Below are 22652 nucleotides of genomic sequence, written 5' to 3'. Positions count from 1 at the left end.
GTTAATTTATTTTGTCATGTGTTAAAAAGAATTGAAAAAGAAATTAGCATAATTTATACAGGCTTGAAATGAAGTGTACTGGCGAGTACACTTTAATCCATTACCGGACTGCGCTCGGATCAGCTAAACTAACCAGGATTTCGGCATGCCTAATTTTTTGCTTTATCTCGGTGGTTTGTTGTGTTTTTTCAGCGTGTTAATGCTTTATGTTCCAGCGCTCACTGCCCTTGATTCGGCAATTGTAGACTGGTTCAGCCAGCACCGTAACGAGATGTTGAATTCACTAATGACGGGGTTATCTGTCGTTGGTGGCATGCCATTTGTATTATTTTTATCCAGTCTTTGGTGTCTGTATCTGGCCAGGCAGAAGGAATATGCAAATATCGTGCTGGTCAGCATTGGACTGATGGGGAGTTTTGCCACTGCCTGGATACTCAAGTATCTGATTGCAAGAGAGCGCCCGCCAGAAATGTATCATCTGGTCAATAGCTATGGTGCCTCATTTCCCAGCGCACACAGTTTTTATGCCGCAACGCTGGGCTGTCTTGCAATTTATGTGTCAATGCAACATCCCGCACATAAAGCCATTGTAATATGTGCTGTTATGTGGATGTTGCTGATGGGAATTTCAAGAGTGTATCTTGGCGTACATTTTCCCTCAGATGTCCTGTCAGGCTGGAGCATAAGTTTTATCTGGATCACGCTGCTCTATCTGATCTTGATCAAGTACAGCCAGCGCAAACCAATGAATAATTTTTAGATAGATAAAAATCTAATTGAGGTGGAAGAATGATGTCTGCAAAGCTTTGGGCCCCTGCCCTCACTGCTTGCGCATTGGCCACAAGCATCGCGCTTGTGGGTTGTAGCAAAGATCCAAATGATGCGCAGCAAGCTGCAGCCCAGCAGCAAATGCCTCCAACAGAAGTTGGGGTCATTGTTGTACAGCCACAAAGTGTCGAGCAGTCTGTTGAACTTTCCGGCCGTACCACTGCCTTTGAAATTTCTGAAGTTCGCCCGCAAACCAGCGGTGTGGTGCAGAAACGTCTGTTTACCGAAGGCAGCTATGTACGTGAAGGTCAGGCCTTATATGAAATTGATTCACGGACCAACCGTGCATCGGTAGATAGTGCCCGTGCAGCATTGGCACGTCAGCAGGCCAATCTGAACGTTTTACGTGTCAAAGAAGGCCGTTATCGTCAATTGGTGGGCAGCAATGCCATTTCCAAACAGGAATATGATGACATTGTGGCGCAGGTGAAACTGGCAGAAGCAGATGTCGCGGCCACCCGTGCCGAACTGCGCAATGCAGAAATTAACCTGGGTTACTCAACCGTACGTGCGCCAATTTCAGGTCAGACCAACCGTTCTACCGTGACTGCAGGTGCGTTAGTGACTGCCAGCCAGCAGGAACCGCTGGTGACGATTCAGCGTCTGGACCCGATTTATGTGGATATCAACCAGTCAAGTGCTGAACTGCTACGTTTACGCCAGCAACTCAGCAAAGGTGATTTAAACAGCAGCAACAACACCACAGTCAAACTGAAACTGGAAGACGGCAGCTATTATCCGGTTGAAGGCCGTCTGGCATTCTCCGATGCCAGCGTTAATCCGGATACGGGTACCGTGACTTTACGTGCAGTATTCCCGAATCCAAACCATCTGTTATTGCCAGGCATGTTTGCCACTGCACAAATTGTGCAAGGGGTAATTCCAAATGCCGTGCTGATTCCACAAGCTGCCATTACCCGCACCCCAACCGGTCAGGCCATGGCGATGCTGGTCAATGCCAAAGGTGTGGTTGAACCACGTCCAGTGACCACAGCCGGTATTCAGGGTAAAGACTGGATTGTGACTGAAGGTCTGCAAACTGGCGATAAAGTTATTGTAGAAGGTATTGCCAAAGTCAAGCCGGAACAGAAAGTGGTAGCCAAACCATATCAACCGCAAGCTGCCGCGCCACAAGGTGCCCAGCAACCTGCTGCATCAGATAAAGCAAAACAACCAGCAGATCAGGCGGATGCTCAAGCTGAACAAAAAGCTACTTCAAATACATAAGGGGTAGACTTCAATGGCTCAATTTTTTATTCATCGCCCGATTTTTGCATGGGTGATTGCACTGGTGATCATGTTGGCGGGTATTCTAACCCTATCCAATATGCCCATTGCCCAGTATCCGACCATTGCGCCGCCAACGGTCACCATTTCTGCGACTTATCCGGGTGCTTCGGCTGAAACTGTTGAAAATACAGTAACCCAGATTATTGAACAGCAGATGAATGGTCTCGATGGCTTGCGTTATATTTCATCGAACAGTGCCGGTAACGGTTCTGCGTCTATTGCGCTGAACTTTGAACAAGGCGTCGATCCTGACATTGCCCAGGTTCAGGTACAGAACAAATTACAGTCTGCCACTGCCCTGCTGCCGGAAGATGTCCAGCGTCAAGGGGTGAGGGTCACCAAATCAGGCGCCAGCTTCCTGCAAGTTCTGGCCTTCTATTCGCCTGATGGCAGCATGTCAGCAAATGACATCAAAGACTATGTTAACTCCAATATTTCTGAACCCTTAAGCCGTGTGGCGGGGGTCGGTGAGGTTCAGGTGTTTGGTGGTTCCTATGCAATGCGCATCTGGCTGGACCCAGCCAAAATGGCCAGCCTGCAAGTCACCCCAAGTGATATTGCCACAGCCATTCGTACCCAGAATGCCCAGGTCGCTGTCGGTCAGTTAGGTGGTGCACCCGCCATAGAAGGTCAGGTGCTCAACGCAACCGTAACGGCACAAAGCCTGCTGCAAACCCCAGAACAGTTCAGCAATATCTTCCTGAAAAATACTGCTTCAGGTGCACAGGTGCGTCTGGGTGATGTAGCTCGTGTAGAACTCGGTGCAGACAACTATCAGTTTGATTCCAAATTCAACGGCAAACCTGCCGGTGGTGTTGCGATTAAACTGGCAACTGGTGCCAACGCGCTGGATACCGCCCAAGCCGTTGAAGAGCGCTTAAAGCTGTTACGTCCAAACTACCCGCAAGGGATGGTCGATCAGCTGGCCTTTGACACCACACCATTTATTGAATTGTCGATTAAGAGTGTTGTTAAAACCTTAATTGAAGCGATTATTCTGGTATTCCTGGTGATGTTCCTGTTCCTGCAGAACTGGCGCGCCACTATTATTCCAACCATGGCCGTACCGGTGGTGGTCTTGGGGACCTTTGCCGTCATCAACATGTTCGGCTTCTCGATTAACACCCTGACCATGTTTGCGATGGTCCTGGCGATTGGTCTGCTGGTCGATGACGCGATTGTCGTGGTGGAAAACGTGGAACGTGTCATGGTCGAAGAACATCTCGACCCTGTGGCAGCCACTGAAAAGTCAATGAAACAGATTTCTGGCGCGTTAATCGGGATTACCTCGGTGCTGTCTGCGGTATTCGTACCAATGGCATTCTTCGGTGGTACGACCGGGGTAATTTATCGTCAGTTCTCGGTGACCCTGGTCACGGCAATGGTACTGTCGCTGATTGTAGCCTTAACCTTTACCCCTGCCCTGTGTGCGACCATGCTGAAACAGCATGATCCGAACAAGCCAGAAAGCAACGGTCTGTTTGCGCGTTTCTTCCGCTGGTTTAACCGCAGCTTTGACAAGCTGTCGGTGAAATATCAGGGCGGTGTGAACCGTATGACCCACAGCAAGATTTTCTCCGGAATTATTTACGGTGCAGTGCTGGTTGTGATTGTGCTGTTATTCCAGAAACTGCCATCTTCATTCCTGCCGGATGAAGACCAAGGTGTGGTGATGACACTGGTGCAATTGCCACCAAATGCCAGTCTGGAACGGACTGACAAAGTCGTCAGCACCATGACCAACTACTTCCTGGAAAATGAGAAAGAGCATGTCGAGTCTGTGTTTAGTGTGGCCGGCTTCTCCTTCACCGGGGTTGGACAAAACGCAGGTCTGGCCTTCATTAAGCTGAAAGACTGGTCAGAACGTACTTCGCCAGAATCTCAGGTCGGTGCGATTATCCAGCGTGGTATGGCACTGAACATGATTGTTAAAGATGCTTCTTACATCATGCCACTGCAATTGCCTGCCATGCCTGAACTGGGCGTGAGTGCCGGCTTTAACCTGCAGCTGAAAGATGCCAGCGGTCAGGGTCATGAAAAACTGACCATGGCACGTAACATCATTTTAGGTGAAGCAGCCAAAGATCCACGTCTGGCCGGGGTTCGTCCAAATGGTCAGGAAGATACACCACAGTACCGCGTGATTGTGGACCATGCGCAGGCCGGTGCCTTGGGCGTGAGTATTGCTGAAATTAACAGCACCATGGGCATGGCCTGGGGTGGTTCGTACATCAATGACTTTATCGACCGCGGTCGTGTCAAGAAAGTCTATGTTCAGGGTGAAGCAGGCTCACGTATGATGCCGGAAGACCTCAATCAATGGTATGTACGTAATAACCGCGGCGAAATGGTACCATTCTCGGCCTTTGCAACCGGTGAATGGACTTATGGTTCACCACGTTTAGAGCGTTATAACGGCGTATCCTCCATGAACATTCAGGGTACACCAGCGCCTGGCGTCAGCTCGGGTGATGCGATGGTGGCCATGGAAGAAATTATTGCCAAGCTGCCAGACATGGGCTTGCAAGGTTTCGACTATGAATGGACCGGTCTGTCACTGGAAGAACGTGAATCGGGTGATCAGGCACCATTCCTGTATGCCCTGTCATTGTTAATTGTCTTCCTGTGTCTGGCAGCGCTGTATGAAAGCTGGTCAATTCCGTTCTCGGTATTACTGGTCGTACCATTAGGTATTGTCGGTGCCCTGTTCCTGACCTTCAGCGGGATGGTGCTGTTCCAGAACCCGAACCTGTCGAATAACATCTACTTCCAGGTGGCGATTATTGCGGTGATTGGTCTGTCTGCTAAAAACGCGATCCTGATTGTCGAATTCGCCAAAGAGTTGCAGGAAAAAGGTGAAGACCTGTTTGAAGCCACTTTACATGCGGCAAAAATGCGTTTACGTCCAATTATCATGACCACTTTAGCCTTCGGTTTTGGTGTACTGCCGCTGGCCCTGTCTTCAGGTGCAGGTGCAGGTAGCCAGCACTCGGTCGGTTATGGTGTTCTGGGCGGCGTAATCAGTTCGACCTTGTTGGGTATCTTCTTTATCCCGGTATTCTACGTGTGGATTCGAAGTATCTTTAAATACAAACCAAAACAACAAAATCATCAGGAGCATGTATCGTGATGCAAAACTTATGGTCTCTTACAGGCCGTGGTATTGCGGTTTCTGCCCTTGCGCTTGCTTTGACAGCCTGTCAGAGTATGCGCGGGCCAGAGCCGGTTGCTCAGGCGAATATTCCGAGCAGCTATAGCAATGCTTCCGGAAGCTCTGTTGCAGAACAGGGTTATAAAGATTTCTTTGCCGATCAGCGCCTGCTACAGGTGCTGGATCTGGCCTTGACCAATAACCGTGATTTACGTACTGCGGCGCTGAACATCCAGCGTGCCCAGCAACAGTACCAGATTACTGAAAATAACCAGTTACCGACCATTGGCGCCAGTGGCAGCGTGTTACGTCAGGACACCATGAGCAATCAGGGTCGTGGCCCAAGCACCTCCTATAACGTAGGTTTAGGGGTCACCGCCTATGAGCTGGATTTCTGGGGTCGGGTCCGCAGCCTGCGTGACAATGCACTGGATAATTTCCTGGCCACCCAAAGTGCCCGTGATGCCACGCAAATTGCCCTGATTGGTCAGGTGTCTCAGGCCTGGCTCAGCTATTCCTTTGCCAATGCCAACCTGAAACTGGCCGAGCAAACTTTAAAGGCCCAGCTTGAATCGTATAACCTGAACAAAAAACGTTTTGACGTTGGCATCGACAGTGAACTTCCGGTACGTCAGGCGCAAATTTCAGTCGAAACCGCACGTAATGATGTGGCCAACTATAAGACTCAGGTGGCGCAGGCACAGAACCTGCTGAATCTGCTGGTGGGTCAACCGGTTCCGGCCAATCTGCTGCCGGCACAGCGTATTACCCGCATTACCTCCAATACTGCAATTGGTGCCGGCTTACCAAGTGATCTGCTGGTAAACCGTCCCGATGTTCGTGCAGCGGAATACCGTCTGTCTGCCGCAGGTGCCAATATTGCCGCAGCGCGTGCCCGTCTGTTCCCGACCATCAGCCTGACCGGTTCCGCCGGTTATGCCTCGGCCGATTTAAGTGACCTGTTCAAATCAGGTAACTTTGTCTGGTCAATTGGTCCAAGTCTGGATATTCCAATCTTTGACTGGGGCACACGTCAGGCCAATATCCGCATTTCAGAAACCGATCAGCAGATTGCGCTGTCAGATTATGAAAAGTCGATTCAGACCGCTTTCCGTGAAGTGAATGATGCCTTGGCAGTGCGTGAAAATATTGGTGACCGGATTGCCGCACAGCGCCGTCTGGTTGAAGCCACCAATACCACCTATCGTCTGTCGGAAGCCCGTTTCCGTGCCGGCATTGACAGCTATCTAACCGTACTGGATGCACAGCGTGCCTCTTATGCAGCCGAGCAAGGGCTGTTATTGCTGGAACAGGCCAATCTGAACAATCAGGTGGAACTGTATAAAACCTTAGGTGGCGGCCTGAAAGCCAACACTTCAGATCAAGTGACCCAGCAGCCGTCTGTGGCAGAACAACGCCGCGCTGCTCAGCAATAAGATTGTCTGAGTTGCAGCGTCAAGCATCAGGGTGATTTCATTCTTATCGCTTGATAATCAAGCCAGTGAGCCTCGCGCTGACTGGCTTTTTCTTTGCCTGATGATGTGCCTGGATCATCCATTAAATAAAAGTAGCTCGATAGAGTGATGAGCAAAGCAAAGAAATCCTGTTTTGCTTGTAGTGACTCGCCAAAGGACTGGATGCACATCTGCCCGTATAAAACTGTAAAAGAGATGTTTTGATTGCATTTTGCCCGCAGTTTTTCTATCTTCATCAGCAATCTATTGTTATTGGTCATCACATGTTACTGAGTAATTTGGAATCTGTACCCGGACACACCATTCGCCAGCAAATTGATGTGGTATATGGCAGCACGGTACGCAGCAAGCATGTCGGCCGTGACCTGCTGGCCGGACTGAAAAATATTGTCGGTGGTGAGCTGACAGCCTATACCGAACTGCTGGAAGAATCGCGTCAGGAAGCCATGAACCGGATGATCGACAAAGCGCGCAGCATGGGTGCCAATGCCATTGTCGGAATCCGTTTTTCCACCTCCAACATTGCCCAGGGTGCATCTGAACTGTTCGTTTATGGCACGGCGGTGATTGTCGATCCGATCATGCCGAAACTGCCTGATCCCTTCCCTGCGCAGGACTAAGTCATGGATGGATTGCTTCTGCAGCTGCTGATTTTTGCGGTACTGTTTGCCGTTGGCTTCGGTTTTGGCCGCTATAACGAACGCAAGCATTTTCAATATCTGGCCGAACAGGAACAGCGACTGGCCTATATCCAGCTCGACAGCAGCCGCTTTAAAAGCACCGACCTACCCGGCCAACTGGTCAGCAGCAATGTGGTGATTTCACATGATTACTTTAAATATGCAATTGCCAATGTGCAGAATTTACTCGGTGGCCGCCTGACCAGTTATGAAAGTGTGGTGGAACGTGCGCGCCGTGAAGCAATTGTACGCTTAAAGCTGGAAGCCGAGAAAATGGGCGCCACCCAGATTTTAGGCCTGCGTTTAAGCACCACCGAACTGGGGATACAAGGTGGGATGGTGGAAGTGTTTGCCTATGGGACGGCCATCAAAAAATAAGCTGATGGCCTGATCTGTCTTCATCTCGTCAAATGCTCTGGAACGTATTACTTCACCTTCATTTTACGGATCATTTTATAGAGCGTACTTGGCGATAAACGCGACACCCAAACCCCCAGTTTTTCCTTGGCGCCACCAACCACAATATATTCCTCTCCCGCCAGCAAGGCACTGACCGTGGTCTGGGCAAACAGGTCCGGCTCCAGACCATTTTCAATTGCTTCATCCTGATGGCCCTGCGGTTTGCCTTCGCCATTTAAGGCATTAAAGGACACATTGGTTTTGACAAAGCCCGGGAAAATTACCGAAACTTTGACACCCTCTTGCGCCACTTCCGCACGCAAACTGTTGGCCCACATATGAATTGCGGCTTTGGCCGCCGAATAAGAGGCACGGTACTGGGTGCCGAGCAAACCGGCGACACTAGAGACAAAGGCAATCCGTCCCGATTTCTGGGCAATAAAGGTCGGTAACACGGTTTTGGTCAGGAACACCTGCGAGAAATAATCGACTTCCATAATGGCACGTTCTGTCTGCATGGTGGTGTCCTGAATCAGCGCGCGCTGGCTGAGACCGGCATTGTTAATCAGCCAGTCTATCCGGCCTTTGGCCGCTAACACCTGCGCATAAGCATGCCGTACCTGTGATTCATCGGTAATATCGGCACAAACTGACACATGGCGTTCCGGGTTCAGTAAAGTCACGCGCACCTTTTCCAGTTCTTCATAACGGCGTGCGGTCAGAATGACGTCGGCACCTTGCAAGGCACATTCTTTGGCCAAGGCTTTGCCCAATCCGGAAGATGCCCCGGTAATCCACACCACTTTCCCTGTTAAATCCTGCTTGGCCATGAATCTGTCCCTCTATACGTTCATTTGTTGTGATGAATATCAGTGTAACCGCGCTCTGGCTGCGGGTCATTGCCCACAAAGCCCAGAAAATGATTGAAATACTGTTCCGTTATGCGGGTATCAAACTGGGTGCCGAGTTTTTCCAGCCGCTTATAGCCAAGCTGGGTAGTCAGCTGAATCACCCCGGTCAGGGTTTTATCGACCATAAAATTAAACTTCAGCATTTTCTTTGGCTCGCGGACCAGACTGGTCACGCCCTGATCGACAATCTGGGTAAAAGCCCGAAAGGCTGGCTGGATATAGGCACTATTGCCCTGCCGGATTTGTTCGACACAACCCAAGGTTTCTTTAATCAGCACATTATCGACCGGATAGGCCACATAGGCCTGCCCCTCTTTTTCATAGGTTTTCTGTTGCAGATAATTCACCATCGGCACCAGACGGTCATTGCCAAAAAATGACACCGACCATGGCATATATTTTTGCACGGTGTCCATCACCTGCTGCACAATCTTTTCCGATTCACGGTCGGGCGAGCTGCTGGTCCGGGCAATTTCACCAAACACCTGATCGACAATTTCACAGGAAATATGTGACAGCACCTCGCCTAAAGGCTTGGCCAGACTGTGCGGATTACCCTGGTTAAACTGTTGATGTAACTGCTGAAAACGCTGATAGGTAGCTGGGCTTAATTTTAGTGCGATTGAATAGGTCATTGTTGTTCTCGCTTTTTTTCGTCGTTGTTCTGCGAACTTTGCGCATTGTTATTTGCCTACATCATACGACGAGTAAGTGCTGATGCCAATTGCTTAAACAAGCCAATGATTCAGGCTGCCTAAGTCGCCATTTTTTTTGCTACAATAGATGCAATTTTTTATCTACTTTTGATCTGTTCGAACTATGACTGATTCAGCGCAAAATATTGCTACAACTTACGATCCGACCGAGATCGAGAAAAAATGGTACCAAACGTGGGAAGAGCGCGGTTACTTCAAGCCGTCTGAAAAAGGCGAGTCTTTCTGTATCATGATTCCGCCACCAAACGTCACCGGTAGCTTGCACATGGGTCATGGTTTTAACAATGCCATCATGGATGCCTTAACCCGTTATAACCGTATGTCAGGTAAAAATACCTTATGGCAACCGGGGACTGACCACGCCGGTATTGCAACACAAATGGTGGTAGAGCGTCAGCTCGGTGCACAAGGCATTAGCCGTCATGATTTAGGCCGTGAAAAGTTCATTGAAAAAGTATGGGAATGGAAAGAACAATCTGGCGGTAACATTACCCGTCAAATCCGTCGTTTAGGTTCTTCTGTGGACTGGTCACGTGAACGCTTCACCATGGATGAAGGTTTATCCAACGCAGTGAAAGAAGTGTTTGTAAAACTTCACGAAGAAGGTTTGATTTACCGCGGTAAACGCCTGGTCAACTGGGATCCTAAATTACAAACTGCCCTTTCTGACTTAGAAGTTGAGTCTGATAAAGAAGAACAAGGTTCACTTTGGCACTTCAAATATTTCTTTGAAGATAAGTCACTTCGCACGCACGATGGTAAAGATCACATCGTGGTTGCAACCACGCGTCCTGAAACATTGTTGGGTGATACAGCGGTTGCGGTTGCCCTTGATGATGAACGTTATGCGCACTTGGTCGGTCAAAATATCATCCTGCCAATTACTGGTCGTGCGGTTCCAATCGTTAAAGATGAATATGTCGACAAAGAATTCGGTACCGGCTGTGTAAAAATTACCCCTGCGCATGACTTCAATGACTATGAAGTCGGTAAACGCTGCGAATTGCCAATCATCAACATCTTCAACAAAAATGCTGAAGTGTTGGCTGAGTTTGAATACATCGCGAAAGCGGGCGAGCAAATTTCTAAAACCATTCCTGCCCCTGCAGACTACATTGGTTTAGAGCGTTTTGAAGCACGTAAAAAGTTAGTCGAACAAGCAGAAGCTGAAGGCTGGTTAGACCAAATTCAACCATACACCTTGAAACCACCTCGCGGTGACCGTTCAGGTGTCATCGTTGAACCGTTATTGACGGATCAATGGTATGTAAAAATTGCACCGCTTGCGAAACCTGCGATTGAAGCGGTTCAAGACGGTCGTATCAAATTCGTGCCTGAGCAGTACAGCAACATGTACATGGCATGGATGAATAATATTCAAGACTGGTGTATCTCGCGTCAATTGTGGTGGGGTCACCGTATCCCTGCTTGGTACGATGCAGAAGGTAATGTTTACGTGGGTCGTAACGAAGAAGAAGTTCGTGCGAAAAACGGTATTGCCCCTGAAGTTGAATTGAACCAAGACGAAGACGTATTGGATACATGGTTCTCTTCTGGTCTTTGGACATTCTCAACTTTAGGTTGGACAGGTGACGAAGCGAAAGACAAAGAAAACTATTTCTTAAATACTTTCCACCCGACTGATGTGCTTGTCACTGGTTTTGACATTATCTTCTTCTGGGTTGCTCGTATGATCATGCTTACGATGCACTTCATGAAAAATGAAGATGGCACGCCACAAGTACCATTCAAAACTGTGTATGTACACGGTTTGGTACGTGATGGCGAAGGTCAGAAGATGTCTAAATCTAAAGGTAACGTGCTTGACCCATTAGATTTGATTGACGGTGTTGATCTTGAAACTTTAGTACAAAAACGTACCACAGGTTTGATGAACCCGAAACAAGCGGCGAAGATTGAAAAATCGACCCGTAAAGAATTCCCTGAAGGGATTCAATCTTACGGTACAGATGCGGTTCGTTTCACATTCTGTGCGCTTGCCAACACCGGTCGTGACATCAAGTTCGACATGAAGCGTGTTGAAGGTTACCGTAACTTCGCCAACAAAATCTGGAACGCAACCCGTTTCGTAATGATGAACTGCGAAGATCAAGTAATTGGTCAAGACGTTCGTCAAGACCTTTGGGAATTGCCTGAGCAGTGGATTGTCAGCCGTCTACAAAAAGCGGAAGCTGCGGTTCAACAAGCCTTTGCGACCTATCGTTTAGACTTGGCTGCACAAGCGATTTACGAGTTCATTTGGAATGAATACTGTGACTGGTATGTCGAGCTGACGAAACCGGTTCTGAATGACGAAAACGTATCGGTTGAACGTAAAGCTGAAGTGCGTCGTGTTCTTCTTTCTGTGATGGAAGCATCTTTACGTTTAGCACATCCATTGATGCCATACCTTACAGAAGAAATCTGGCAAACACTTGCGCCGAAACTCAACATTTCTGGCGAAACGATTATGCTCGCACAGTACCCTGTTGCTGACCAAGCATTAATTAACGACCAAGCTGAAGCAGATATGCAGTGGCTACAAGGTTTGATTGGTGCGGTACGTAACATCCGTGGTGAGATGGGCTTAGGTAATGCTCGCTTGTTGCCTGTTCTTCTTCAAAACACAACGGATAGCGAGAAAGCGCAAATTGCACGTATTGAACCATTGTTTAAAGCATTGGCAAAAGTTGAAAGCATTACTTTCCTTAGCGATGCTGAACAACCGCCATTGTCTTCATCTTCTGTAGTGGGTCATGTGTCTGTATTTGTTCCAATGAAGGGTTTAATTGATCCTAAAGCGGAATTGGGTCGTCTACAAAAAGACTTAGACAAGGTTCAAAAACAGCATGACCAAATTGCAACTAAACTTGCAAATGAAGGTTTTGTGGCGAAAGCACCTGCGGCTGTGGTTGAAGGCGAGAAAGCCAAACTTGCTGAATTTGCTGATCAGTTAGCGAAGATTAAAGCGAATATGGAGCAAATTGCAGCGCTTTAATGCTGTAGTTTGATTCAAAAAAATCCCCTCTTTTGAGGGGATTTTTTTATTTCTTAACAAAGGATTTTGCCAATCTATTTTCTTTAGTAGCTGATGTAGTGTAGTAACGCTCTTGCAAAGCATAAATAAAGATTCTCAAATCTTCATCATTATTAATGATATATTTACCATTCTCATCTTTTGATAAATCAGCAATCTGCTCAATATAAGTATGCAATTCTGTTTTAATAGCGTCATCGTATGAATTATATTGCGATAAGACTAAAGCAATATGTTTGCTATTTACTATACTAATTTTATTAACATTAAAATCACTAGCAACATTTAAAAGTGGAAGATTCAAGAAAGTCTGTTTTTCTGGATTAGATGCTTCTCTATACAACAGGTTTAAATTATTAAAAACATTATTTAGACGGCTAATATTTTTAAAATACAAGGTATTTGTAGCAATATTATAAAGTGCATCTGGCTCTTCGTTAATGATTACAAAAGGTTTTGTAACCACCTGAGCTTGTTCAGAAAAAGTTAGGATTTTCTTCCCATAAACTTTAGATTTATTAGGAATTCTCTGTAAAACAAACCAATCACTGCCACTTTTCCTATAAACAATATATAGAATTTTTTGGTAATCAGACTCACCGATAGTTGGAAGACTTGTTTTAATTTGACGATTCAATCTTTCTAGCGGATCAGAAATCTTTTCATCTTCATCAGAATCCTCGCTCTCATCAGAATCGTCATCCTTTTTTAAAACATGATAAAACCATTCATCATCTTCAAGAGAGCTTGGATATGTATATGGAACAGCTTTTATGTTATTTGTATCTACTGATGTAAATAGATCAGGGCAATTATCATCAGACAATACAGTATAGAATTTAGAGTTCGCCCTCGCATAAAGACAATTCATAAAGTGAATTCCAATTTTCTCAATTAGCTATTTTTTAAAAGGTAAGTATGATTATTAATCTTAATTAAAGCAACCTCTTGCGTTTTATGTCCATCAGAATTTACAAAGAAATCAGATGCTACCTTTACTTCTTTTTTCGTAATAATCAAAATTCTAGACTTATCCTTGTTATTCACAAAATAAAATTTATATCCTAAAACTAAAAACAATGGATTAAAGTAAAAAAAACGAGTGTTATATAAAATAAATAACATCAAAATAAAAAATAAAATAAAAGATTTTATTGTCGGTAGACTAATAGCTACAAATGAATATCCCAAATACACTGGTAAATAAAAATCATTAGCTTGTTCAAAAACATCTATTTGTTCTTTCTCAAAACTGATTTTATCTAATTTAAAAATTAAGTATTTGATTGATAAATTAGTTAAAAAAACCAATAAAAGCAAAATAATAACATAAGTCACATAAGGGAAAATTAGCTTTAAAAAACTACCATCAATTTTATTAGTTATGAGAAAAGATAAAATTTCGGTATGATTAATATGTAACTTTAACTCATCAATCCATAATTTTTCATGTGAAATAAGAAAAATTAGAACTGCTAGTGCCATTGAAATCATTGTAAGGCATAAATGTACAATATTTCTTACTAACATTTTTTCATCCCTTACTTTAACGTCCTTTAATTATCATATCAAATTAATTATATTACATCTTATCAGAGACATAATTTGTCGCAATAATACTAAAAATATGATTTTATTGATTTTAAATTTAAGATTTCTTACTCTATGAATATTACTCTTACACTGTTGCGAAGCGGTACGTCTCACCCCACAGATAGAAGGAGCATCTCCATTATTCATTTGCTTTTATTTTAAAACACACATTCCACAAATCCTCTAACATCATATCTGTCCGACTCAACACATCATGATTCCAATACCGAACCACCGTTAAACCCAAAGCCTCTAAAAACTTAGTTCGTTCCGCATCATACTCTTCTCTCTCATCAGTTCCATGCTGACTACCGTCCAACTCAATCACCAAACCAATTTCATGACAGTAAAAATCTACAATATAGGGCTGAATCACATGCTGACGACGAAATTTAAGATTCATAAATCGCTTGGCGCGTAGAAGTTACCACATCAGGTCTTCTGCATCGGTGGCAGAGTGGCGCATGGATTTGGCGAAGGCGAATAATCAGCGGGTTAAAGTGCATAAAAAAGCATCGTCAAAATGACGATGCTCTGAATGACAATCAATGCTAAAAATTACTCAAATGACCAACTAAATGCTCTGCTTTTCAGTAAAATTTTTAAGTAATCAAAATCCTTATAATCATTTAAACGCTTTTCATCTCTTAACAGTTTTGCTTGAATATCTGCTAAATCGCGTTGATATTTTTTTATCAAATCAACAGGTTTAAAACGCTGTTTGTAAAAACCAGAGCCGATCCAATCAAATGAATAAATAATATCATCTATTTCAAATTGTAATTTCTCTACTTGCTCTTCCAACAATAAATTATAAGATTTCAAATGCTCATTCGCGATTTTTGTTGCCTGTTCCTGATCACCTTGCGCTGTAAAAACACGCAATTTCAAAAGAGTAAGCAAATCTTTTTCCTCTAATGCAGCATTTGCTTGCTGTAATAATTCGGTTTTTTCAATGCGCTTTTGTTCATCTTGCTCTCGATCAGGGTGAATTAAGGCAGCAATTTTTGAATAAATGCTTTTTAGAGATTGCCCTGCCATTTTTTTCGCTTCTTCAAGCTGTGTTTGCTTCTTTAAAATTTTCTTTTTTTCCTTTTCAGCAAACTTTTGATATTCATCACGCTCATCTTCATTAAGCTGATTTTGAATAAAATTTGCTTCTTCTCGATCTAATTTATCTTTTACTTTTTCCATAAACGCGTCGAGATTATTGAGATCCAAATCAAAGTCAAGCCAAGCTACGGGTACCCCGATTTGGTCTGCTATCATTTCTTTTATGGCTTGTTTTTGCATCATTTCATCAGCATCATGCGCTTGATGCGAATGATCATTTACATGAGAGCTGACTTCTTCAGCATCAGCACTTTCTTCTATCAGCTCATAATGTTGAGCAATGATAAGCGTCAACTCATGTTGTTGTTCAGAAAGATTCGGATTATTAAGCAGCTGACTCGCTAAAATTGAAATTTTTTCATCTAAACGCACTAAATATGTTTTTGCGATTTTATGCGTATTTTTATATTGCCAAAGCGTCTCTAATTGAGCGAACAAAACGTGGTGCCACTGACGATATAAAGGTAATAGCTCATCTCTTGCATCCTCTTGAACTTGTTTTTGCGCTTGTTGCCAGTCCGCCAATACCATTTGTAATTGCTCAATTTTCTCAAGCAATCGATTAAACTTTTTTTGTTGTGCCGATAATTTTTCACTCGTTTGATAAATGCTTAAATCTAAATTGCTCATTCACTGACTTCAATGCTAATCTCAATTTCTGTAATATTTTAGCATAATGAATAGCATACAAACCTTTTGCTTAGTTCAAAAAAACTATATTCTTTACAAAACCCCATGCTCCAACAACATCCCTAGCCCACTCTCTTTCCCCATAAAACTCAGCCGTTGCTTCTCCGCTTTTAACTGATGCTTCACGTTCGACACATCCGCATCAATCTGTTTATACAACTGCTCAATATTGAGCTGCCCTTTGGACTTTTGCACCGCAATTTTGGCTTTATTTGACCATACAAGCGAGTTAATCAATTCCTGCATCTGCTGTTTTAAGGACTGGCTTTGTGCTTCTAACGCCTGTTGGTAAAACTTGAATTGTTCTGTGCTTAAACCTTTGTTTGAACCGTTTTTACTTTGCTCAACTTCAAGCTGAAGTTTCAGTAAAAAGAATAAATCTTCCTGTTCGTATGCTTCATTGGTACGTTGTAAAAGCTCGGTCTTTTCCTCTTTTTTAGCTTCATCGGGCTCACGATCAGGGTGAATGATGGAAGCAATCTTGAGATACACAGTTTTGAGTGATTGATTCACCAGCATTGAAGCCTTAGCTTGTTTTTCTTGCTGACGTTTTAACTTGGCTTGCTCACGTGCTTGTTGGTATTGATCATTATTCCAATCTTCAAATACATCATCGGCTTGGACTGTTTCAGTTTCAGGCTCATCAAAAGTGTCTATATTTTTCTTCTTGTTTTTTTTCTTGCTGTATTCATCTGCCTGCTGATAATAGACATGCATTTTTTCCACTTCATCTAACTGCTTTTGACTCAGCAAATGTGAACCTTGTAGTAACCGCGCTAAAGTTTGGATTTTATCTTCCACCAATGCTGTATTTGATTTCGTGAAACTATAACTACTTAGACCATTCCAAAGTGTCTTCATCTGTTCATACAAAGTGCTATATAACTCACGATACGCAGGCATCAGCGCCTTTTGACTATAGGCACGAATGTCATCTTGGGCATGTTGCCATGCAAGCAATAACTGTTTCTGCTGTTCAATCTCATCAATTAAACGATTCAGCTTCTGATGCTGTGGTGAGACTTCAAGCACCATGTTTGGCATGGTTTTCAGCGCAAAAGGCATAGGGAAGATAAAAGCAAAAGAGAAATTATACCTGATTTATGTGAAAGTATTTTTTGACTCATCTCAGTAAAACCGAAGCAAAGCAAAATCCTGAGCAAATAAGCCTTAACATTACATGGCTTCAGATCAGGTAATTTTTTGAATTAACCAAGTCACTCAAATCATTGCAGTTCATTACGCAACTATAAACATTCAGCCGCCGCAATTCATGCATAGTATCAACAAAGACCAACAGATTATAAAAAGGACATTCACATGGATTGGGCCAGTATTTTTATTCATGACACCACCTGGGCTTTTGCGGCTGAAATTAGCGTGCGAGCCATCCTTATGTTCAGCATGATCATTATTTTTTTACGTCTGACTGGAAAACGTGGTGTGCGCCAGCTGTCAATTTTTGAACTGGCGATTATTCTGTCGCTGGGTTCAATTGCCGGCGACCCGATGTTCACCGAAGATCTGCCGCTGATTCAGGCCCTGCTAATCATGAGCATCGTGATTTTCCTGTATCGTCTGGTGACCTGGTTAATGATGAAATACCAGCCCTTTGAAGATCTGCTGGAAGGCAAGTCGCTGTATATTGTCGAAGATGGCGAGCTGGTCTTAGAAAAGATTAAACGCGGTAAAATGTCGCACGATGAATTCTTTGCCGAAATGCGCCAGCAAGGGGTCGAACATCTGGGACAGGTACGAGTCGGTTTACTCGAAAATGATGGTAAGTTCAGCATCCTGTTTTTCTCCAATGATCAGGTGCGGTACGGTTTACCCCTGTTTCCCAAAGCCTGTCAGGAAATCACCGACGTTAAACCGCATACCCATTACGCCTGCGTATACTGTGGCTATACCGATTTTTTGCAACGTGCCGAGCAGATCTGCCCGCGTTGTGACAGCTGTCACTGGACTGAAGCCATCAATACCTTACGGGTAGATTAATCGCGTGTTTTAAATCTCTGTGCCGGTTCATCCACCTTCGCCCAACCGTTTTATCTCAACTTTGGTCATATCTTGGTCTTTAATGGCCCAAGACTGGCACAGTTCCTGCTGTATTTTATTCATGCTTTTTGCTGTTATTTATCTAAAAAGTGGTTATTTCATAACGATTTATCATTAACAAAACGGTTAAAAATTTCGCTTGAGCAATGCTGGAAATCTCGCTTAAGATGAAGCTATGCCGTTGTGCAGAGATAATTAAAACAATCTCATTTGCTTCATTACCTGATAAATCAGTTCCAGGATTGGAATTGCCATGAATAACAGCAAATGACCAATAATCAATACAAAAGGAGTTTTGTACATGACCTCTAAACGCACCCTCACCTCCCTGTTTTGTGCCAGCGCATTCATGCTTGGCCTCAGTGCTTGTAGTGACAATAAAGCTCCAGCTGATGCCAATAGCAACACCAATGCCGCTGCCTCGAGTTCAGGCACCTTAGAGAAAATCAAAAAGTCCGGCACCATTGTGCTGGGTTATCGCGACTCATCCATTCCCTTCTCCTATATTGCCGATACGCCAAATCAGCCGGTCGGTTATGCGCATGACCTGCAACTGAAAGTGGTGGAAGCGCTAAAACAGAAACTGGAGATGCCAGATCTGAAAATCCGCTATAACCTGGTTACCAGCCAGAACCGGATTCCACTGGTCTCTAACGGGACGGTCGATTTAGAGTGTGGCTCGACCACCAACAATCAGGAACGCCAGCAGCAAGTGGCTTTCTCGGTCGGTTTCTTCCAGGTGGGTTCACGTTTACTGACCGCCAAAGATTCCGGCATTCAGGATTTTGCTGACTTAAAAGGCAAAAAACTGGTCACCACCGCCGGTACCACTTCTGAACGTTATATCCGCCAGCATGAAAAAGAACTCGGTATTGGCGAAATTATTTCAGCCAAAGACCATGCCGAATCCTTCCTGATGCTACAAAGTGGCCGCGCCGCTGCCTTTATGATGGATGATATTCTGCTGGCCGGTGAAAAATCCAAAGCCACCGATCCAGACAAATGGGTGATTGTCGGTACGGCGCCAATTCAGGAAATTTACGGGTGTATGCTGCGTAAAGGCGATACTGAATTTAAACAGGTGGTGGATGATGCCATTAAAGCCACCTATAGCTCGGGTGAAATCAACCAGATGTATAACAAATGGTTCCAGCAGCCAATTCCACCGAAGAACATCAACCTGAACTTTGAAATGTCCGATCAGCTGAAAGACCTGATTGCCAATCCGCACGATCGTGATCAGTAACACTCCAACATAAACCGGCTCAGGTAAACACGGATGCTTTACCTGAGTTTTTGAGGAGGACGTATGAATTATAGTTGGAACTGGGGTGTCCTGTTTCAGTCTACCGGCATTGGCGACAGTACCTATCTGCACTGGATTCTCGCCGGGCTGGGCTGGCTGCTGGTGATTGCCATTGTGGCCTGGAGTATTGCCATGCTACTGGGCAGCATTTTGGGGATTATGCGAACCCTGCCCAGCAAAACCGCCCGCACGATTGGCACCGCCTATGTCACCATTTTTCGTAATGTACCGCTGCTGATCCAGCTGTTTATCTGGTTCTATGTGGTGCCCAATTTCCTGCCAGCGCCCATCAAAAGCTGGTGGATGAATGATCTAGGCGCGCATACTTCAGCGCTGATTTCAGCCAGTATTGGACTGGGACTGTTTACCGCGGCACGGGTCTGTGAACAGGTGCGCACCGGTATTGAAGCCCTGCCACGCGGACAGATCAATGCCGGTTATGCCATGGGTTTTAGTACCGCGCAGTTATATCGCTATGTAATTTTGCCGCAGTCATTTCGCACCATTTTGCCGCCGTTAAGCTCGGAGCTGACCAACTGCGTTAAGAATACCTCAGTCGCCTCTCTGGTCGGGGTGGCTGAAATTATCTCGCAAATGAAAACCATCAGTGAGTACACGCAAAACACCATTGAAATTTATACCATTGTCACCGTTATTTTTATTGTGATTAATATTTGCCTGATTCAGGGCATGAACCTGCTGGAAAAACGTTTACGTGTTCCCGGCCTGATTGCAGGAGAAAAATAATGGAATGGCTCACTGCATTTTTAAATGATTTACAACTGTCCGGGCCAGCGCTATGGCATGGTTTTACCATTACCTTAAAAGTGCTGGTCATGGCGACCATTGGCGGTATTCTAATTGGCACCCTGCTGGCGTTAATGCGCCTGTCTTCTATTCGCGTACTGAATCTGTTTGCACAAGGCTATGTCAATCTGTTCCGCTCGATTCCCTTGCTGCTGGTGCTAATGTGGTTCTATTTTGCGGTACCATTTTTCTACACCGCCCTCACCGGGAATTACCTGACCATTGATACTGCACTGGTGTCGAGTATCGTGGCCTTTATGCTATTTGAGGCGGCCTACTTTTCTGAAATTGTCCGTGCCGGGATTCAGTCCATTCCCAAAGGCCAGACTGCGGCTGCCTATGCGCTGGGCATGACTTATGGCCAGTCGATGCGGCTGATTATCTTACCGCAGGCCTTTCGCAAAATGACCCCGCTGCTGTTACAGCAGACCATCATCCTGTTTCAGGACTCCACCATGGTTTATGCCATTGGCCTGCTGGATTTCTTCCGCACCAATTATGTCCGCGGCGATTTAATGGCGCTGCTGACCCAATATATTCTATTTGCCGGGCTGGTGTATTTTAGCGTGAGTTTAATCGCCACCTATGCAGTGAAAAAACTACAAAGGAGGCTGACGGTATGACCGAACCCAAGATTATGATTGACCTCCAGAATGTCAGCAAATGGTATAAGGATTTTCAGGTCCTGACCGATTGCAGTACCCAGATTCGTCAGGGAGAAGTGGTGGTGGTATGTGGACCATCGGGTTCGGGAAAATCGACCTTGATTAAAACCGTAAATGGTCTGGAACCGTTTCAAAAAGGCCAGATTCTGGTCGATGGGATTTCGATTAGCGACCCGAAAACCAATCTGAACAAACTGCGCAGTCGCGTCGGCATGGTGTTCCAGCATTTCGAGCTGTTTCCGCATTTAAGCATTACCGAAAACCTGACCATCGCCCAGGTCAAGGTACTGGGCCGCTCGGAAGCTGAAGCCAAACAGAAAGGGCTGGCCTATCTGGATCGGGTTGGTTTAAGTTCACAGGCCAACAAGTTTCCGGCGCAACTCTCTGGTGGGCAGCAGCAGCGGGTTGCCATTGCCCGCGCCTTAAGTATGGACCCGATTGCCATGCTGTTTGATGAACCAACCTCGGCGCTGGACCCGGAAATGATTACCGAAGTACTGGACGTGATGGTCGAGCTGGCGCGTGAAGGCATGACCATGATGTGTGTGACTCATGAAATGGGCTTTGCCCGCCAGGTCGCCAACCGGGTGATTTTTATGGATCAGGGCAAGATTGTCGAAGACTGCACCAAAGATGAATTCTTTAATACCCAGCGCGGTGAACGTGCCCAGCAGTTCCTGGATAAAATCCTGCATTAATCCATACGAACACCCTAAATTAAGAAGCAGATCAAACGATCTGCTTTTTTTCATATTCGATTATTCCAGTACCAGACGTGCATTGGTCGGCTGTACCGGCCGGTTATTCGGATGTTCCATCAGCTGTGAAAAAGCCTGAATCTGCTGTCTCGAGGCCTGCTGAATCTGTTTGAAGACAATCCAGCGCACGCCTTCGGTACATGGCGGCGTGGTTAAAGAGCCGTTAAAACGATAATAATCCCGTTGCTCCGGTAAAAATGCCGCGGCTACATCCTGATGGTTTAAAATAATGGCCTCACCGGGTTGCTGCGGTAACTCCTGCCACAGCTGTTTCAGCTTCGGATTTTCCTGACCTTCCTGAAACATAATTGCCAGCACCGCCAGCTCACCGGCAGGTGTAGCATGTACCAGATGCATCTCCATCGCAAAACTTTGCCCCTGAATGGTGTTTTCACTTGGACTATGCAAATGGAACTGCTTGAGTTCAAAGATTTTCTGGTCCAGTTCTAAATGGCTACCCTGCTCAAAATTGACCTGAACCGTGCGCTGGTTATTCACAATGGTTTTGGCCTTGGCCGCATAGTTCAGTTTTAACGGCGGCAACTGTGCCGGTGTGGTCTGGGCAATATTAATGGGCGCCTGATTCATGCCCGCGCAGGCCTGATATTCCGGTTTTAACTGGCTCCATTTATCCGGCGCAGTCTGTGCCGCATAGCTCCAGTCAAAATGACTGCCCTCGGCAGCAAAAGCCATATTCATACTCAAAAGTGCAGTCGCTGCAAAAATACTCCGTTTCATTCTTCAACCTTGAAAACACATCATCAAAAGAGCCTTGATCATCCGTAACCTGCGCCGGCAGGACAAAACCAAATCTTCCAACTGTTTATTGCTTTTGTATCTGATTAAAGCGGTTTTTGAGCGTTATAATTCAGCCTGATGGCCTGATAATGACTTGTTCGATTCTCCGACTTATCAAGTTGTACTGATCAATCACGGCGTTGCCACCCAAACCTACCTTGGTTTTCAGTTCGATGGTGATGCTTTTTTATAAGTCCGGTACTAACAGTTTTCTGGCTGCTGGATCAGCGACTTATAAAACTGATGACACTCTGCTGGAATCAACCGGCAACAACATGAGGCATTGAAGAAATAGATCAGTAATTTTTCTGGCACTATCTGATTTTTTAGCTCAGCTTTAGCATGGAATTTTCGCGGTCTTACTAGGTATGTTAAGT

Annotated in this window: 20 protein-coding genes and 1 pseudogene; 12 read left to right on the top strand and 9 right to left on the bottom strand. The window is 45.2% G+C overall.

The window, feature by feature from the left end:
- Positions 1–145 precede the first annotated feature (145 nt).
- The 4 genes from ACVLR6_RS03580 to adeK are packed head-to-tail and all read left to right on the top strand — an operon-like array spanning position 146 to position 6705.
- Positions 146–760 carry a phosphatase PAP2 family protein gene (locus tag ACVLR6_RS03580; RefSeq protein ID WP_005176089.1) on the top strand — a complete coding sequence of 205 codons (615 nt, stop codon included), beginning with the start codon at positions 146–148 and terminating at the stop codon, positions 758–760.
- A 29-nt stretch (positions 761–789) separates the two neighbouring features.
- Positions 790–2055, top strand: a complete 1266-nt coding sequence (locus ACVLR6_RS03575; protein ID WP_005176086.1) for an efflux RND transporter periplasmic adaptor subunit — start codon at positions 790–792, stop codon at positions 2053–2055.
- A 13-nt stretch (positions 2056–2068) separates the two neighbouring features.
- Positions 2069–5248, top strand: coding sequence for an efflux RND transporter permease subunit (locus ACVLR6_RS03570; RefSeq protein ID WP_455995858.1), 3180 nt, complete (start codon positions 2069–2071; stop codon positions 5246–5248).
- A complete protein-coding gene (gene adeK / locus ACVLR6_RS03565) occupies positions 5248–6705 on the top strand; it encodes a multidrug efflux RND transporter AdeIJK outer membrane channel subunit AdeK (RefSeq protein ID WP_005176082.1) in 1458 nt (485 codons plus the stop codon). Before ACVLR6_RS03570 ends, adeK begins: the two co-directional genes overlap by 1 nt.
- Positions 6706–6731: 26 nt before the next feature.
- On the opposite strand, the gene ACVLR6_RS03560 is transcribed toward adeK, so the two are convergent.
- Positions 6732–7004, bottom strand: coding sequence for a hypothetical protein (locus tag ACVLR6_RS03560; protein ID WP_034597392.1), 273 nt, complete (start codon positions 7002–7004; stop codon positions 6732–6734).
- Positions 7005–7007: 3 nt separating this feature from the next.
- Between ACVLR6_RS03560 and ACVLR6_RS03555 the strand changes: the two genes are divergently transcribed.
- Positions 7008–7364 carry a YbjQ family protein gene (locus tag ACVLR6_RS03555; protein WP_005176080.1) on the top strand — a complete coding sequence of 119 codons (357 nt, stop codon included), beginning with the start codon at positions 7008–7010 and terminating at the stop codon, positions 7362–7364.
- Positions 7365–7367: 3 nt separating this feature from the next.
- Positions 7368–7802 (top strand): YbjQ family protein, encoded by a 435-nt coding sequence (locus tag ACVLR6_RS03550; RefSeq protein ID WP_455995856.1) that lies wholly within the window; start codon positions 7368–7370, stop codon positions 7800–7802.
- Between the two features lie 47 nt (positions 7803–7849).
- Here the strand turns inward: ACVLR6_RS03550 and ACVLR6_RS03545 are convergent, their stop codons facing one another.
- Together ACVLR6_RS03545 and ACVLR6_RS03540 are read right to left on the bottom strand one after the other, a co-directional pair.
- On the bottom strand, positions 7850–8653 hold the full coding sequence (locus ACVLR6_RS03545; protein WP_075167550.1) for an SDR family NAD(P)-dependent oxidoreductase: 804 nt from the start codon (positions 8651–8653) through the stop codon (positions 7850–7852).
- A 20-nt stretch (positions 8654–8673) separates the two neighbouring features.
- Complete coding sequence (locus tag ACVLR6_RS03540; RefSeq protein ID WP_005176074.1) at positions 8674–9369, bottom strand: hypothetical protein; 696 nt, start codon at positions 9367–9369, stop codon at positions 8674–8676.
- A 184-nt stretch (positions 9370–9553) separates the two neighbouring features.
- Here ACVLR6_RS03540 and ACVLR6_RS03535 point away from each other — a divergent pair, with 184 nt between their 5' ends.
- Positions 9554–12448: a valine--tRNA ligase gene (locus ACVLR6_RS03535; protein ID WP_455995854.1), complete on the top strand. Its 2895-nt coding sequence runs from the start codon at positions 9554–9556 to the stop codon at positions 12446–12448.
- Between the two features lie 46 nt (positions 12449–12494).
- Here ACVLR6_RS03535 and ACVLR6_RS03530 read toward each other — a convergent pair whose 3' ends face one another.
- The 5 genes and pseudogenes from ACVLR6_RS03530 to ACVLR6_RS03510 all read right to left on the bottom strand — a co-directional run bounded on the left by ACVLR6_RS03530 (position 12495) and on the right by ACVLR6_RS03510 (position 16948).
- Positions 12495–13358 carry a hypothetical protein gene (locus ACVLR6_RS03530; RefSeq protein ID WP_455995852.1) on the bottom strand — a complete coding sequence of 288 codons (864 nt, stop codon included), beginning with the start codon at positions 13356–13358 and terminating at the stop codon, positions 12495–12497.
- 23 nt (positions 13359–13381) lie between these two features.
- Positions 13382–14017 (bottom strand): hypothetical protein, encoded by a 636-nt coding sequence (locus tag ACVLR6_RS03525; RefSeq protein ID WP_455995851.1) that lies wholly within the window; start codon positions 14015–14017, stop codon positions 13382–13384.
- 202 nt (positions 14018–14219) lie between these two features.
- Positions 14220–14546 (bottom strand): annotated as a pseudogene (locus ACVLR6_RS03520) (endonuclease domain-containing protein).
- A 92-nt stretch (positions 14547–14638) separates the two neighbouring features.
- Positions 14639–15823: a molecular chaperone DnaJ gene (locus ACVLR6_RS03515; protein WP_127798727.1), complete on the bottom strand. Its 1185-nt coding sequence runs from the start codon at positions 15821–15823 to the stop codon at positions 14639–14641.
- Between the two features lie 93 nt (positions 15824–15916).
- Positions 15917–16948 carry a molecular chaperone DnaJ gene (locus ACVLR6_RS03510; protein ID WP_455995849.1) on the bottom strand — a complete coding sequence of 344 codons (1032 nt, stop codon included), beginning with the start codon at positions 16946–16948 and terminating at the stop codon, positions 15917–15919.
- 255 nt (positions 16949–17203) lie between these two features.
- Here ACVLR6_RS03510 and ACVLR6_RS03505 point away from each other — a divergent pair, with 255 nt between their 5' ends.
- The 5 genes from ACVLR6_RS03505 (at position 17204) to ACVLR6_RS03485 (ending at position 21417) form a co-directional block, all read left to right on the top strand.
- Positions 17204–17881: a DUF421 domain-containing protein gene (locus ACVLR6_RS03505; RefSeq protein WP_160243482.1), complete on the top strand. Its 678-nt coding sequence runs from the start codon at positions 17204–17206 to the stop codon at positions 17879–17881.
- 361 nt (positions 17882–18242) lie between these two features.
- Positions 18243–19187 (top strand): transporter substrate-binding domain-containing protein, encoded by a 945-nt coding sequence (locus ACVLR6_RS03500; protein ID WP_016659882.1) that lies wholly within the window; start codon positions 18243–18245, stop codon positions 19185–19187.
- Between the two features lie 63 nt (positions 19188–19250).
- Positions 19251–19994 (top strand): amino acid ABC transporter permease, encoded by a 744-nt coding sequence (locus ACVLR6_RS03495; RefSeq protein ID WP_005176049.1) that lies wholly within the window; start codon positions 19251–19253, stop codon positions 19992–19994.
- Positions 19994–20677, top strand: a complete 684-nt coding sequence (locus ACVLR6_RS03490) for an ABC transporter permease subunit (protein ID WP_005176046.1) — start codon at positions 19994–19996, stop codon at positions 20675–20677. The genes ACVLR6_RS03495 and ACVLR6_RS03490 overlap by 1 nt, the downstream gene beginning before the upstream one ends.
- A 14-nt stretch (positions 20678–20691) precedes the next feature.
- On the top strand, positions 20692–21417 hold the full coding sequence (locus tag ACVLR6_RS03485) for an amino acid ABC transporter ATP-binding protein (protein ID WP_171304276.1): 726 nt from the start codon (positions 20692–20694) through the stop codon (positions 21415–21417).
- 60 nt (positions 21418–21477) lie between these two features.
- Here the strand turns inward: ACVLR6_RS03485 and ACVLR6_RS03480 are convergent, their stop codons facing one another.
- A complete protein-coding gene (locus ACVLR6_RS03480) occupies positions 21478–22215 on the bottom strand; it encodes a carbonic anhydrase (protein ID WP_104472158.1) in 738 nt (245 codons plus the stop codon).
- Positions 22216–22652: the final 437 nt, after the last annotated feature.

The sequence above is a fragment of the Acinetobacter sp. T63 genome, assembly GCF_053852345.1.
Note: the sequence above shows the minus strand (reverse complement) of the source record. Positions and strands in the feature narration are given on the sequence as shown.